At 39.5% G+C, this 15615-nt stretch carries 13 protein-coding genes; 2 read left to right on the top strand and 11 right to left on the bottom strand.

What is annotated here, in order from left to right; genetic code table 11:
• Positions 1 to 2 precede the first annotated feature (2 nt).
• Complete coding sequence (locus C7H19_RS06790; RefSeq protein ID WP_106456138.1) at positions 3 to 1184, bottom strand: aldo/keto reductase; 1182 nt, start codon at positions 1182 to 1184, stop codon at positions 3 to 5.
• 105 nt (positions 1185 to 1289) lie between these two features.
• Between C7H19_RS06790 and C7H19_RS06795 the strand changes: the two genes are divergently transcribed.
• Positions 1290 to 3110 carry a serine/threonine protein kinase gene (locus tag C7H19_RS06795; protein WP_106456139.1) on the top strand — a complete coding sequence of 607 codons (1821 nt, stop codon included), beginning with the start codon at positions 1290 to 1292 and terminating at the stop codon, positions 3108 to 3110.
• 48 nt (positions 3111 to 3158) lie between these two features.
• Here the strand turns inward: C7H19_RS06795 and C7H19_RS06800 are convergent, their stop codons facing one another.
• From C7H19_RS06800 to murC, 8 genes are all read right to left on the bottom strand, one after another.
• Entirely contained in the window at positions 3159 to 6239 is a 3081-nt protein-coding gene (locus C7H19_RS06800) for an efflux RND transporter permease subunit (protein ID WP_106456140.1), read from the bottom strand.
• A gap of 8 nt (positions 6240 to 6247) precedes the next feature.
• Entirely contained in the window at positions 6248 to 7675 is a 1428-nt protein-coding gene (locus C7H19_RS06805) for an efflux RND transporter periplasmic adaptor subunit (RefSeq protein ID WP_106456141.1), read from the bottom strand.
• Between the two features lie 130 nt (positions 7676 to 7805).
• Positions 7806 to 8072 carry a BrnA antitoxin family protein gene (locus C7H19_RS06810; protein WP_106456142.1) on the bottom strand — a complete coding sequence of 89 codons (267 nt, stop codon included), beginning with the start codon at positions 8070 to 8072 and terminating at the stop codon, positions 7806 to 7808.
• Positions 8056 to 8331: a BrnT family toxin gene (locus C7H19_RS06815; protein WP_106456143.1), complete on the bottom strand. Its 276-nt coding sequence runs from the start codon at positions 8329 to 8331 to the stop codon at positions 8056 to 8058. Before C7H19_RS06815 ends, C7H19_RS06810 begins: the two co-directional genes overlap by 17 nt.
• A 259-nt stretch (positions 8332 to 8590) precedes the next feature.
• Positions 8591 to 9478 carry a tRNA pseudouridine(55) synthase TruB gene (gene truB, locus C7H19_RS06820; RefSeq protein ID WP_106456144.1) on the bottom strand — a complete coding sequence of 296 codons (888 nt, stop codon included), beginning with the start codon at positions 9476 to 9478 and terminating at the stop codon, positions 8591 to 8593.
• Entirely contained in the window at positions 9478 to 10521 is a 1044-nt protein-coding gene (gene tsaD, locus C7H19_RS06825; protein ID WP_106456145.1) for a tRNA (adenosine(37)-N6)-threonylcarbamoyltransferase complex transferase subunit TsaD, read from the bottom strand. Before tsaD ends, truB begins: the two co-directional genes overlap by 1 nt.
• Before the next feature lie 33 nt (positions 10522 to 10554).
• Complete coding sequence (gene murB / locus C7H19_RS06830; RefSeq protein ID WP_106456146.1) at positions 10555 to 11469, bottom strand: UDP-N-acetylmuramate dehydrogenase; 915 nt, start codon at positions 11467 to 11469, stop codon at positions 10555 to 10557.
• Positions 11470 to 11576: 107 nt separating this feature from the next.
• Positions 11577 to 12977: a UDP-N-acetylmuramate--L-alanine ligase gene (gene murC, locus C7H19_RS06835; protein ID WP_245927358.1), complete on the bottom strand. Its 1401-nt coding sequence runs from the start codon at positions 12975 to 12977 to the stop codon at positions 11577 to 11579.
• A 343-nt stretch (positions 12978 to 13320) separates the two neighbouring features.
• Between murC and C7H19_RS06840 the strand changes: the two genes are divergently transcribed.
• Positions 13321 to 14331, top strand: a complete 1011-nt coding sequence (locus C7H19_RS06840; RefSeq protein WP_106456148.1) for a type I glyceraldehyde-3-phosphate dehydrogenase — start codon at positions 13321 to 13323, stop codon at positions 14329 to 14331.
• Positions 14332 to 14508: 177 nt separating this feature from the next.
• Here the strand turns inward: C7H19_RS06840 and pgr5 are convergent, their stop codons facing one another.
• Both pgr5 and C7H19_RS06850 read right to left on the bottom strand, forming a co-directional pair.
• On the bottom strand, positions 14509 to 14706 hold the full coding sequence (gene pgr5 / locus C7H19_RS06845; RefSeq protein WP_106456149.1) for a cyclic electron transport protein PGR5: 198 nt from the start codon (positions 14704 to 14706) through the stop codon (positions 14509 to 14511).
• Positions 14707 to 14960: 254 nt separating this feature from the next.
• A complete protein-coding gene (locus tag C7H19_RS06850) occupies positions 14961 to 15575 on the bottom strand; it encodes a DUF938 domain-containing protein (RefSeq protein ID WP_219907602.1) in 615 nt (204 codons plus the stop codon).
• Between the last annotated feature and the right edge of the window lie 40 nt (positions 15576 to 15615).

The following is a 15615-nucleotide window of genomic DNA, read 5'->3' on the forward strand; positions in this document are numbered from 1 at the left end:
CATTAACTACTCGATAAACGTTGGACTGATTCTGCTTGTAATAAACGATGTGTATCCGCTAATAAATCTGGAATTATTTTACCATGAGGACTTTTAGCCAAACATTTACTTAAATCAAGTTTTTTGACTTTTGCGGCTTGTTCTCCAGGGAACCAATCACCCCCATTTCCTAATAAATTATATCGCGCTTTAGCAAATTCAACCATGTCATAAGCTAAGACTAAGTTTCTCAGCCAAAGAATAGTAGGAATATTAATATTGTTTGGTGTTTCTTGGTATGTGGGTAGACCTAAACGCCAAGTTTTAAACCATTCTTTCCCTAAACATTTAATTGCTTCTGCTTCTAATTTTTCTAGAATTGGAGGTAAAATTTGATCAGCTTTATTGAAAAGTTTAATAGTTCTTAAATGTTCATCAAAATCTGATGGTTTAGCCGCACCAAGACTGAGTGTATGTACTTGAGGATGACTCAAACAAAATAAATCATTAAACACCATTGGACTGAGTGGAGAACAAAGATCAACTAATTTTTTGGGGGGATTGTATAAATGTCCTCCTTTATCTGATGGACTAATTATAAAAACTCCCATATCATGTTTATGGGCGGTAGAAATTGCTGGCCAATTATTTTGAAAAATGTAATACCAATGTAAATTAATATAGTCAAATTGATTAGTTTCTATGGTTTTAATAATAGTTTCAGTTGAGGCATGAGTTGAAAAGCCAATAAATCTAACTTTTCCTTGTTGTTGTAATTTTTTCGCTTCATCTAGACAACCACCAGGGCGTATGGTTTCTTCTAAAATTTCAGGTGTATTTATGCCATGAATTCCCAGTAAATCTATATAATCTAAATTGAGAAATTGAAAAGATTGATTAAATTGACGACGAAATTCTCTAACATCACTTTTTGGAGAAATTTTTGTTTGAATGATTAGTTTTTCTCTTGGTAATTTTGGTAATATTTTTCCAAGTTGCAATTCAGATGAGCCATATCCTCTCGCGGTTTCGATATGATTAATACCAAGATCGATCGCACGACGGATCGTATTTTCAAGATTTAATTGATTATCATCAGGGATCTGCTGATACGGAACATCTTGCCATTTATATTGATAGCGCATTCCACCACAAGAAAAAACGGGCATTTGTAGTTCAGTACGGCCAAAACGTCGGTATTGCATATTTTTAATTTATCGGTATTAAGGTGCAGTCTTTACCAAATCTGCTAACCTAGTTGATATTTTAGAAAGAATTCTCTGTACTTAACCCATATATCCTACAACGGTGTGATTGAAACCCCTGTTATTTTAAACGATCGCTATGTGATGATCAAACCTCTAGCCGAAAATGAGTACACTGGAACTTATTTTGCTAAGGATACTTATCGTTTTGATGAATTTTGCGTGATTAAAGAGTTACGCTATATTGACGAGAATAAGAGCGATCGCACAAAAAGAGAAACTCAGTTTAAGCTTGAAGCACAAATTCTTTATCAATTAAATCATCCTCAGATTCCTCGGTTTCGAGAAACTTTTACGGTAAATAACGCCGAAAATACAAGTTTATATTACGTTAGAGACTATATTCCTGGATTTACTTATCGGGAACTGTTTAAGCTATATAAAAGTCAACAAAAATACTTTAGTGAAACCGATATTATTGATTTACTGAAGCAACTGTTAAGCGTTGTAGACTATCTTCACTCCCAAGGTGTCTATCATCAAGATATCTCGCTAGATAACTTGATTTGTCGTAAATGGGATCAGTTACCCTTTATCATTAATTTTAGCCAAGTTCAGACCCTAGAAAATGCTTCTCTTACTGCGTCTCCTCAACAAGATCTATCACAACTTGCGATCGTCTTACTGAGTTTATTCACGCAATATGAGTCATCACAACTCTTTGAGGGAGAAACTCGCAATTTACGAGAAGATATTATTTTGAGTCCAAAACTGAAGCATCTTTTTAGCAAAATGGTAACGGATGTAATAAGCGATCGCTTTACAACGGCTCAAGATGTGATAATTTGTCTAGAACAACCCGAGACGATCGAAACCCAACCCACGATCAATCTTCTTCCTTCTCCTCCTCTTGATCTCACTGTATCTACTAAAGCGCAGAAGGAAACTATGGTAACACTCTCCCCTAAAAAGCAGAGTCGATTTTTAGGTTGTTTAAGTCAATTAGGATTAATTTTAGCTGTTAGTCTCGGATCTGGGACGATTGGATGGTTTGTCGGCAAAACTTGGTTAAAAACTCCAGCACCCCCAAAGCTAACTTTTGAAAACACTGATCCTTCTACTCCTGCTGATCCCGCGCTTTTCCCCGTTTCCACCGAACAAGCAGCAGAATGGGAACGTAAAGCGGAGTTACGCAAACGTCGTCAGGAGTTGGGGATCAATAATCAATTTTTTCAAATGTTAGTAGATCAAGTCTTTTCGAGTCGCTACCCAGATGACGCATTAAAAATATCGTCTTCAGATCCAGTGGAAAAAAAAGAAGGGCAAAAAAAACGCGATGAATTTGCTTCAGAATTAATAACTCAGTTAAGTTCTTTAAGCGCAGAAGCAAGAGGGGGTTTAGGGAGTTACGATCGTCTGCGTCGTCAAGAAATTATCAAAGAAGCTAATGACTTAAACTTAAATATGCGTGCGCTATATGATTTAGCAAATGCTGAATTTTCTCGTGATTTTCCTTCAGAAGATAAGGATAATATGGAACAACCAACGGGACAAGTTTTGAGTGCAATGCTTTTAGATAATCTGAGAAAATTACAATCAGATGAAACATCCCTTAAAATCACAGAGTTACCCACAGAAAATGACATTAGTCGTCAAGGAACATTAGAACCCGGTCAAGGAAAAGCTTATGTTATACAGTTAGAAGAAAATCAAGAAGTAGAATTTCAAATCAGCGCACCTCAAGAGACACAAATTTCTATATATTCTCCATCGGGTCAAAATAATCTTTTAGATGATTCGACGGAAACCTCTTGGACAGGAACTTTAAAAGAAAGTGGTTTGTATGAGATTACGATTGTTTCTAAGTCGGATAGTGTATTTGATTATCAATTTCTAATTAAAGTTTTGTCCAATTCTACTAATTAGTTGGGGTTTGGTTTTCAAACCCTCTATAACTAAATCTAGAAGCTAATTCTAATTCAACTCCGAATATTCTCTAACTTCTTTTTTCCCCTTTTTCACAAACATATTTTTCAATCTTTGATAGAAAGTATCAATATAGGTAAAAATCACGGGGACAACGATTAAGGTTAATAGCGTCGATGTGGTAAAACCACCAATAACTGCGATCGCCATTGGGCTACGAGTTTCGCCATCTGCACCCCATTCTAGAGCAATGGGAATCATCCCGATGATTGTAGAAACCGAAGTCATCATAATGGGACGTAAACGGCTAATTCCTGCTTCTAGTGTAGCCTTATATTGTGATTTACCTTCTTGTAGGGCAGCAAGGGCAAAATCGACCAAAAGAATCGCATTTTTAGTGACTAACCCCATTAATAAAACAATACCAATTAAGGCAAATAATCCTAATTCTTTTTGGGCAATGAGTAACCCTAAAAACGCCCCACCAATGGAAAGGGGTAAAGCGGCTAAAATTGCCACAGGATAGAGGAAATTGTTATAGAGTAAAACTAAAACGCCATAAATTCCCAATACTGCTAAACCTAATGCCCCAAGGAAACGACTAAAGATATCTCGCATAATTTTCGCTTCCCCAAAAGGTTCTTCTGTAACTTCTGCGGGTAGGGGGTTCATTGCTGGTAAAGCGCGAATTTTGGTTAATGCTTGTCCTAATGATAATCCTTCTAAATTTGCCCCTAATTCTACACGACGACTACGGTTAAAGCGTTCAATTTCAGCCGGGCCACTTCCTAAACTAATATTAGCAACTGAGTTCAACGGAACTAGGATACCATCAGAACTGGGTACTCTTAAGTTTTTTAGGGTATCAATTTCGCTGCGTTCAATAGAAGCAATTTTAACTCTAATGGGAATTTGTCGATCGCTTAGATTAAATTTAGCTAAGTTAGAATCATTATCCCCAATTAAGGCGAGTGAGGCTGTACGTGCGATCGCTTGTACCGAGACATTTTGATCCGCCGCCCGGATCGGATCAGGTGTAATAATAATTTCAGGTTTAACGAGGCTAATACTCGATGTGACTTCGACTAACCCCGGAACACTTCGCATCTGTCGTTCTATTGTATTCGCCGTTTGTTCTAATAATTCGCCATTTTCGCTTTTTAAGACGATTGAAACGTCTTTACTACCCCCTCCCGCGCCCTGACTCCGAAAAGATACCCGCGCCCCTGGTATTTCTCTAAATTCTAAGCGCATTTTCTCTTCAAATTCTTGTTGAGAGATATTTCTTTCATCTTTGGGAATCAAATTAACGTATACTGTTGCGGTGTTAACTTTACTGCCCCCAATATTGGCTAAAACACTACTCACTTCAGAATTATTGCGTAATAACTGGGTGGTTTCTTGAACGACTTTGGTTGTATCAGCAAGAGTTGAACCGGGGGGAAGATCCACACTAACGGTACTTAAACCTGTATCGGGGTTGCTAAATAAACCTTGAGGAATGAAGGGAATGAGTTGTAAGCTACCGATGAAAAAAGCGATCGCAATAATCAGTGTTGTAATACGATGATGTAACGCCCATTTGAGTAAACGACTATAAATACCCCAACCTGAAGTATATGTATTTTGATCTAAGTTTTGCACTCTTTTTGGTTTCAGTACATACGCACTGACCATCGGCGTAATCGTTACGGCAACCAATGAGGAAAAAATCGTCGAAACCGATACAGTAACACCAAAGGGTTTAAAAAATTGTCCCGGTATACCTCCCATAAATGCAACAGGTAGGAAAACAGCGATAATAGTTGCAGCAGAGGCTAAAACCGCTAACCCAATTTCACTAGAAGCATCGATAGCCGCTTGATAGGGTGTTTTGCCTTCAAGTAGGTGAGTATCGATATTTTCCACCATACAAACCGCATCATCGACTAAGTTCCCAATAGCAAGGGCTAAACCGAGTAGCGTCATCCCATTCAGGGTATAGCCAAAAGCTTGCATCACCCAAAATGTGGGAATGATGGATAGGGGAAGTGCGATCGCGGTAATGAGGGTCATTCGCCAATCTCTAAGGAAAAGCCCTACCACAATAACGGTTAAAATGCAACCACTAATTAGATCATTAAGGGTTCCTTGATAAGACTCTTGAATATCTTTGGCGCGTGTAAAAACTAGATTAAATTTAAGATCATCGGGTAAGCTTTGTTCTAAATTAGCGATCGCTTTTCTAACTTCTTCTTCAACGGTGACTAAGGTACTGCCCGTACTCCGTAAAACAGAGAAACCAACAACAGGTTTACCATTAAAATAAGCCGAAGATCTAGGATCTGCGAAACTATCTTCTACTTTTCCTAAATTCTCAAGGGGAACATTATCACCATTGGGTAAAACGATGCGATAATTTTTTAAATCTGCTACTGTTTTCGCACTGCCAAGGGTTCTAACGGTTTGTTCACTTCCACCAACTTCAGAACGTCCCCCAGGTAAATTAATATTAAAATTGCGGATCTGCTCATTGACTTGTGTCGCAGTAATACCATATGCGAGTAAGCGACTCGGATCTAAGTCTACTCTAATTTCTCGATCGACTCCACCAATGCGATCGACTTGTGCTACACCTTGGACATTGGCTAAAACTCTGCTAATTCTGCGATCTACTAAATCACTTAATTCTTCTACCGATCGCTTATCTGATGATATGGCATAAGTAATTACAGAACCGCCAGAAAACTCTAATCTTTTAACAATAGGTTCATTTATATCTTGCGGTAAATCTTGTCGAATTTGTGCCACCGCATTACGAACATCATTCGTCGCTTGGTTGCTATCAGTACCAAGGACAAAATTAACGGTAGTAGTGCTTGAACTTTCGGCAACGTTTGAGCTAATCTGATCGATATTACCTAAACCTGCCACTGCGTCTTCGATCTTTTTAGTGACTTGGGTTTCGAGTTCCACTGGCCCCGCGCCCGGTTGCGTTACAGTAATAATCACTGCGGGTACGTCAATATTAGGATTACGATCAATGCCTAAACTAATAAAAGAAAACCACCCCGCCAACGCTAGTACAAGAAAACTAACTAAAATCGGGATTGGGTTTTTAATTGACCAAGTGGATAGATTAAAAGACATAGTTTAAGTTAGGATTTAATCTGAATTTTGTCGCCATCATTAAGATAGGCTGCACCTTTGATCACAATGCGATCGCCTGGGTTTAATCCGTTGGTGATTTCGATCTGATTATTGGGTAGAATTTCACCTAAACTAACGGTTTGAGCAATGACTGTGTTGTTAGATTGCACAATATATGCAATTGCTTTACCGTCCGACTGCGGTAACACTCCATCCATCGGCACTGTTATGCTTGTTGCGCTATTTGTCACAATAGAAGCCCGTAGGAACATTCCAGGCTTGAGGGTGTTTGAAAAGGGTAAATCTACTTTTACCGTTGCCTGACGCGATTCTACATCAACTACAGGATTAATTTCTCGGATGGTTCCTATCAGTATGAGGCTGGAATCCGCATCGGAGGTAATTTCAACTTTTTGACCCGTACGAATAGCGGTTAATTGATTTTCAGGGATTTTGACGTGTAATTCTAAGCGTCCTGCTTCGATAATTTCAAATAATGCCCCTTGTGAGCCTGAATTTGTTGTATCTCCTACCCTAGCGTTACGTTTAGTAATTTTGCCGTTGACTGGCGAGAGTATACGAGTATTTCTCAGTTGTGCTGTAATCACTTGTACTTGACTTTTTGCTTGGGCGAGTTGGGCTGTTGCTTGGGCAATGACTTCAGAACGCGGACCTGCTTGTAATTCGGCTAGTTTTTGTTGATTTTCTCTCAGTTCTGCTTCGGTTCTGCGTACTATGGCGAGTTTACTACGTTCATCGTTGATCGCTTCGTCAAGTCTATCTCGTGCGATCGCTCCTTGTGCTTCTAGGGTTTGATTTCTTGATAATCTTTTTTTCGCTAAGTCCCAATCTGATTTTACTTGAGTTAGTTCTGCTATGGACTGTCTAACGATTTCTCTAGCCCTTGCTATTTCTTCGGTTCGGGTTCCTGCTTTGAGTTCTGCTAAACGGGCTTCGGCTTGGGCGACACTAGCTTGTGCTTGGGCTAACTGGGCTTGTAGGATAGAATCATCTAATCGGGCTAAAAGTTGTCCCGCGCTAACAGATGCTCCTTCATCGACATAGATTTCTTGTATTTGTAATCCATTAGCTTGAGTATTGACGGTAATCAATTCATCAGCCGTGACGGTACCTGTTGCTTTCAGTGTACGATTGACGGGGGATAATTGAACGGTTGAAACTGTAACACTTTGAGCAGGGGCAGAGACTACGGGAGTAACGTTCTGAGGGGCTTCTGTCGTTTTTGGTTGAGCGATGAATTTGGTTCCCGCCAAGGTTAATAATGCACCTAATCCAATACCAAATAGAACACCTTTACTACCCGATAGTAAGGATGACTGTTTGGGCTTTTTGGTTGGTGTCGCAACGAATTGATATTCGTCTTGTATTTCCGTTGGGGGTTGGTTGCCGTTGTTTTTAAAGATGTCTTGCGTCACGTCTAGCCCTCTACGATGTGAACGGGAACTCGATAGATGTAAACTTTTGTTTCTATATTTTAATATAACTTAAAACTGCTTCACTGTGGGGAGATGTAACGAAGCATAGAAAGCTGTTTAAAAGATAAATTTAGGTAATTTGCTCAAGTAAAGCTTGATTAATAACACTTTGATAGCCGATTCCTCTTTTTTTTGCCTCTTCTTTCGCCCAAGCTAAAACTTTAGGATGAAGTCTAATAGAAATGGGCTCATATTTTTCTTCTTCATCTTTAACAGGTCTGCCCCGTTTTCTTAAATTTATGCCAAACTGCTCAGTAAGGGCTTCCGTAAACTTTTGATGTTCTTCTGGTGTTACTCGTCTAGCTTTATCAAAGGGAAACTCAGATTCTTTCTTCATATTGTTTACGCTCTTTTTTTGTGGCTTTTCTAGCACTGATAATTCTAATTATTTCGTCACGTATGGTAAAAACAACTACAACAATTGAGCCATTTTCCATTTCTCCTATAGCCCATTCTCTTTCTTCATATTGAGAATGTTTAAAATCTTCCGTAAACAGAAGAAAAGGATCAGCAAAAACGGTTACTGCGTCAACAAATCTGATACCATGCTTAAGAAAATTCGATTCATCTTTAATGTTATCCCAATCAAATCGCATTTATTTATAGTATATACCAAAAATATTTGCTCTTTGGCTATTGTACCAAATCCGTATAAATCGGAATCTTTAAATTGAGCGTAGGGGTTTGGTCTCCAAACCCTATTCCTAAAAGGATTTGGTTCCCAAATGCCTACATAATTTTAGAGGGGACAGCCATAGTGAATTTAGTATTATATTTTTAATAGCCTTACCCCAAAGGAATCGGCAAAATAACAATACGGTCACGCTCTAACTTCTATTCTTACTTAAGCGCAATTTAAACTAAAACAACTTTCGGTTTTAAAATAAAGTTATCCGAGTCACTAATAATTATTCCCATCCCTAAAAATTGTCCTTCTTCTGTTAAAACCTTGACTGATTGCTCCATCTTATTTTCAAATGAAATTGCTATAATTTGTCCTTGACACCAGCGTTGCGCCTCATCAGAGGATAAATAAATTGTTTCTAAATGAGTTAGTGCGCTTAATGGAGAAATTAAAGTAAAATTATTACGTGTGCGTAGTATTTCTAATTGTTCTAAAGTGATGCTATCGGCTAAATGTAGCCCACAACTTTCGGTACGAATTAACTGGGCTAAAGTTCCGCCAATGCCTAAAGCTTTTCCGAGATCACGAGCGATCGAACGAATATAAGTACCCGAACCACAAGCGATCGCCAGTTCAATTTCGGGAAATTCGCCGCCAGTCCAGTTCAAAACTTCAATATCATGTATTTCAACGATTCGACTCGGAATGTCTATAATTTCGCCTTTTCTAGCTAATTCATACATTCGCTTTCCTTCTCGCTGAATAGCACTATACATCGGGGGAATTTGTTCTATTTTTCCGATAAATTGTCTTAAATGGGGTTGTACATTTTCGAGGGATAAATGTTGACCTGAGTGAGTTTGAATAATCTCTCCTTCAAGATCATCAGTCGTTGTCGTCACTCCTAAACGTATTCTCGCCCGATAAGCTTTTTGAGTGGTTAAATAGGGTAAAAGACGGGTTGCTTTACCGACAGCAATGGGTAAAACACCTGTCGCGGCAGGATCTAAAGTGCCTCCGTGACCAACTTGTTTTATTTTGAGTATTTTCCGAACTTTGGCTACACAGTCGTGAGATGTCCAACCGGCAGGTTTATTAAGATTAATCAGACCAAACATTATAAATATAAACTCATGACTTCTGTAATCGGTAAACGAGATTGTACAGCTAAAGATAACGAAGATCGATGACCTCGGTTAAAGTGATCTGCTGCGGCACAACCGATCATCGCTGCATTGTCGGTACAGAGTTTAAGCGGGGGAAAATGTACATCAAGATCGTGGTTAGCTGCTGCTGCGGTGAGATGTTGCCTTAACGCACTATTAGCCGCGACTCCTCCACCGACTGCAATGGTTTTCACTCCATAGTCTAAAGCACAAGCGATCGCACGTTTAGTCAACGCTCTAGCAACGGTCGCTTGAAAACTGGCGGCAAGGTCATTAATTGGTAGTATTTGACCATTTTCGGTCTGAAGCTTGTTTACTAAGCGTAGAACCGCCGTTTTTAAGCCACTGAAGCTAGAATCGTAGGGGTGATACCCTCCTTCCGGTGTAGAGATTCTACCTTCGGGTAAAGGAAACGCTTCTGTATTCCCCGTTTGGGCAATGCGATCAATAGCGGGACCACCTGGATAACTTAAACCTAATAATCTTGCGACCTTATCAAAGGCTTCACCTGCTGCATCATCACGGGTTGAGCCTAACATTTCGTAGATGCCACAATCTTTGACATAAATGAGGCTCGTGTGTCCCCCAGAGACTAAAAGACAGATGAAAGGGGGTTTTAGCTGTGGATCGTTGAGATATGAAGCATAAATATGACCTTCGAGATGATGTACGCCTAAAAAGGGTTTGTTATGGATGATCGCTAGTGTTTTTGCGGCTGTTACACCCACCATCAGGGAACCGACTAACCCCGGTGCGACGGTTGCGGCGATCGCGTCTATTTGCGACCATTGGTATTCGGCTCCGGATAGAGATTGTTCAATACAAAGATTAATCATTTCTAAATGCTGACGTGAGGCAATTTCTGGAACAACTCCCCCATAAACGCGATGCACATCAATTTGTGAAGCGACAATATTACTATGTACTTCACAATTATTTACAATGGCGACGGCGGTTTCATCGCAGCTAGTTTCGATCGCTAAAATAGTTGCCACTAAGATCTCGTTTCAAACAAAATACTCTATCTTCTAAACTACCTCAAATTTACCTAATATTTTGACTTCAGGCTCTAAAAGTAAAGACCAACGATGGCTAACTTCTTCCTGTACATACCGAATTAGAGTTAGGATATCTTCTGCTTTCGCTTGACCGCGATTAATAATAAAATTAGCATGACGTTGTGAGATTTGGGCATCACCGATCGCATAACCTTTTAATCCTAACTGCTCGATCAACCAACCGGCTGCATAGGGTTTAGGATTACGAAAAACACTACCACAACTGGGACGATCGTAGGGTTGGGTATTTTTGCGATGGTGTAAATGATGGGTGGTATCTGCCATTACGTCTTGTTGAGCAAAACCCGATTGTAACTGAAAAGTTGCTTCTAAAACTAAACGGCGATCGCCTTGTAACGCGGAGGTGCGATAGCTGTATTGTAATGCTTCTGCTGTTACTGTCTCAATCGTGCCATTAGGGGATAAAACCACCGCTTTAACTAAACTATCTGCAATACATCCTTGATGCGCTCCTGCATTCATCACCACAGCCCCGCCCACAGTTCCTGGTATTCCCACTGCCCATTCTAAACCACGCCAACCCCGTTTAGCCGCCCTCCAAGCGAGTTTAGGTAGAGGTTCGCCCGCTCCTGCTGTAATTTGGCTAGTTTCATGATCAAATGTACTATGACGTAAATAACGAGTACTTAGAACTAAACCGGGTAAACCTTGATCACTTATTAATAAATTTGAGCCAGCACCTAATAAGGTTAGGGGAATATCTTGTGTTTGCCACCATTGAAAAATTGCCGATAAATCATCTGTGTTGCGTGGTTCAACAAACCATTGTGCTTCTCCACCCACTCGATAGGACGTATAGTTAGAAAGAGAAACCCCAGGATTTAATAAACAATTCGTGCCAGCTAGGAGTATAGGAGCGTTCATAGGCGTTGATGGACAGAAATTAGATTTAATGTAGCAAATAAAAGGTGATAAAGGGGATAAGACTAGAATTTTTTCGCTTTTTGAATGTAAGCGATCGTTTTTGACATCTAAGCAATGATTTTGTTACGCTCCGTTTGAACCGCAATTGTTTTAGGAATCATTTGATTGAGATTGCCAGCACCCAAAAATAGGATTAAATCGCCTGATTCTAAAATATTTTCGGTAAAATTACTTATTTCTTGGTAATTTGGGCAGTAATATACATTATTATGATGTTTTTTCACTTCATCAACGACGGTTTGACCTTGTATATTTTGTAGGTTGGTTTCTCCAGCGCTATAAATATCAGTAAGAATAACCACATCTGCATCATCAAATGAAGCCCCAAACTCTTCTAAAAAAGTCGTTGTACGAGTGTAGCGATGGGGTTGGAAAATGGCTACAACTCTTTTATATTGATTGTGTAGCACTTTCAAACGTGCTGCGGCTAATGTTGCTTTAATTTCACTGGGATGATGAGCATAGTCGTCAATAAAAGTAATGCCATTGACTTCGCCTAAAAATTCAAAGCGTCTTTTTGCTCCTGTAAATGTAGCGATCGCATCAGCAATTATATTAAACTCTAGTCCTAATTTGCGACCAACTGCCACCGCAGCAAGTGCATTACTAACATTGTGTGATCCTGGGATACTTATTTCGAGTTGCCCTAAATACTGTCCTTTTTCCCAAACTTGAGCTTGAGAGCCATTTTGATCATAAGTGATTTCTTTGGCGAGATAATCGGCTAAGGTATCTGGATTTAGACTATAAGTAATATGAGGTTTGAGATACTGACGCACATTGGCACAGTCAACCGAAGCAATTAAGATATCAGAGTGATCTTCAAAAATCTGGAAAATTTTGACGACTTGATCTAGACTTTGATAGTGATCAGGATGATCGAGTTCAATGTTGGTCACGATGCCAATTGTGGCGCAATGTTTAGTTAATGAGCCATCAGATTCATCCGCTTCCGCTACTAAATAGGGACTTTTACCAACTCGTGCGTTACCATCCCAAGCATCGACTTCACCCCCGATAATTACTGTGGGATCTAAGCCCGCTTGTAATAGCATATATCCAATTAAACTACTGGTTGTTGTTTTGCCGTGTGTTCCTGCGACTGCAATACTTTGATATTCTGCAATCAAAGCCGCTAAAACATCTGAGCGATGGTAAATCGGATATCCTAATTCAAGAGCCGCCAGATATTCTAAATTATTGTTGTGAATCGCTGTAGAACAGATAATTTGAGGATGATGGGGTAAACCATTTCCGTTTGTTTCATCGCCAATATTTATCGTGAGATTTTTTGTTTTAGAATGATAGATATCTAAATTGGTTGCTTCTTGAGAATTAAAAATCAGTGCGCCCACTTCTTCAAGTCGTCGGGTAATGTGACTTGATTTAAGATCCGAGCCTGATACAGGAATATTACGCTTGGCTAAAATGTAGGCCAAAGCTGACATACCAATACCGCCGATCCCAATAAAATGAAAAGGTTTGCCATTAAAATCAACTGTTTTCACCTTTGATGTCTCCTAACACACCACATCATTAAACTACATTTTTGGTTTAGAGAATAGTGACTCTCTTTAATGGATGTAGGTGCCATATCATAGCAAAAAGTTGTGTTTTTGTCAGATCATCTAAGTCTAGAGTTTAAGAAGTTAGTAGGAACACCTGTTCTTTAACAAAAAAGTTAAATAAATAATTTCTTAAGATTGGGGATCGAATGGGACTGCCTTTAAGGTATGATTGGGGTCATTAATCATCTAATCTATTGAACAAAAACATAGAGGGCAAGACGCAGTGGTTAGAGTAGCGATCAACGGGTTCGGACGTATCGGACGTAATTTCTTAAGATGCTGGTTAGGGCGTGAGAATAGTCAGCTAGAGGTAGTAGGCATTAATGATACCTCTGATCCAAGAACCAACGCCCACCTACTCAGATATGATTCAATGTTGGGTAAATTAGACGCTGATATTAGCGCTGATGACGATACTATTACAGTTAACGGAAATACAATTAAATGTGTATCCGATCGCAACCCCTTAAACTTGCCTTGGGATTCCTGGGGAGTTGATCTGATTATTGAAGCAACTGGGGTTTTTGTCGATGAAGAAGGCGCATCTAAGCATATTGCTGCTGGTGCGAAAAAGGTTTTAATTACCGCCCCCGGAAAAGGTGCAGGTGTTGGAACTTTTGTCGTCGGTGTTAATGAAAAAGATTACGATCCTAATCAGTACAATGTGATTAGTAACGCAAGCTGTACGACAAACTGTCTAGCTCCCATCGTTAAAGTCATTCATGAAAACTTTGGTATTATCAAAGGTACGATGACGACGACTCACAGTTACACGGGTGATCAACGTATTCTCGATGCTAGTCACCGGGATCTACGTCGTGCTAGAGCCGCCGCCGTTAATATTGTTCCAACTTCGACGGGTGCTGCTAAAGCGGTTGCTTTGGTAATTCCTGATATGAAAGGAAAACTCAATGGTATTGCTTTGCGCGTTCCCACTCCTAACGTGTCGGTTGTTGATTTAGTGGCTCAAGTTGAAAAAAGCACGATCGCAGAACAAGTTAACGATGTTCTTAGAGCCGCCGCCGAAGGTAATATGAAAGGGGTTCTTGATTATAATGATTTACCTTTAGTATCTTCTGACTATCGCGGAACTAACGCATCATCTATTGTCGATGCCAGCTTAACAATGGTAGTTGGTGGCGATATGGTTAAAGTTGTTGCTTGGTATGATAACGAATGGGGTTACTCGCAACGTGTAGTTGATCTAGCCGAAGTTGTCGCCAGCAAGTGGTAATTATTATTTAGTTTTTTCATTTCATCTCTTAAAAATATCTTAGGGTGGCTTTCGCTTCACCCTTTTTTATTGGGTTTTTTCAAAATCTTCTAACAAAAAAAACCCGGTGGTGAACCGAGGTTTATTCAATAGGAGAACTCAATAAAAATTAAGAAGAGAGGAGAACCTTCATAACCACTAAGCTAATAGACCTAATCGTTTTCCGTTATCTTTCGCACGACGGATTAAATTTTGTCTAACGTTGTTCGCAATTCCAACTCGGTTACAGAAATTGGTGATGGTTTGGGCGTGCAGTGCAATCGCTTTTCCTCTGAGTTGGTTAAATTTGGCTTTCCCTAAGTAGTTACGAACAAGAACGATTAAAGGTGCAAACATTTTTTTATCCTCTTTTTTAGTGCAGTTTAAATATTAATTTTGTGGTGAGCAAAGATCCTCATGCTTTCCCAATTCTCAGGCGATGATTGCGCTGTGTCTGCCTTTTTGGCTTGGGTTTGTCATGTTTGTTATCTCCTTTGCTTGCCTTATGTAAATAAATGTAACAGTTTTATTACGAATTGTAAAGATATTCTTGACAAAGTAATTCTTATAGCAAATATAATTTTTGCTAATCGGAAAGTTTCCAAACCCAATTAAAAACGCTCAAAGACGACAGATATATTATTTGCGGGCATTTGTATAACTTCGAGCAATTGTAAATTTTGTTTTTTTGCTACATTTACAACATCTTCTAAATTCCGAACGCCCCATGCAGGATCACGAGCTTGTAACGATTCGTCGAAAGCTTCATTACTAGGGGCTGTGTGTTTACCAGATTGCTTGTAGGGACCGTAAAGATAAAGAATACCACGAGGGGGAAGAATACGCTTTGCACCCGCCATTAGACCTAAACAAGCAGACCAAGGGGCAATATGAATCATGTTAATGTTTACAATAGCTACAATGTTTACATTTTGTTTTTCTACACTCCAATGCTCATCGGTTGTATCAATAGCTAAGGGTGCAGCAAGATAATCTGAAGGGAATTCTTCACGCCATGCCGTAATACTTTCCCTAAGATAGAGTTGAGGATCAGAAGGTATCCAGATACGAGGTTTGAGACGAGGAGCAAAAAAGATCGCGTGTTCACCTGTACCGCTTGAGATTTCTAAAATATTGCCCGTTGGGGGTAAAACTCGTAAAAGAACCTCTAAAATCGGCTCTCGGTTACGCTCGGTTGCAGGGGCATATTGTTTAGCATCAGTCATAGAAAGATTTATGGAGATAGCGTTATTATATAATCTGTTA

Origin of the sequence: Aphanothece hegewaldii CCALA 016 (assembly GCF_003007785.1) — a bacterium.
GTDB classification, from domain to species: domain Bacteria; phylum Cyanobacteriota; class Cyanobacteriia; order Cyanobacteriales; family Microcystaceae; genus Chroococcus; species Chroococcus hegewaldii.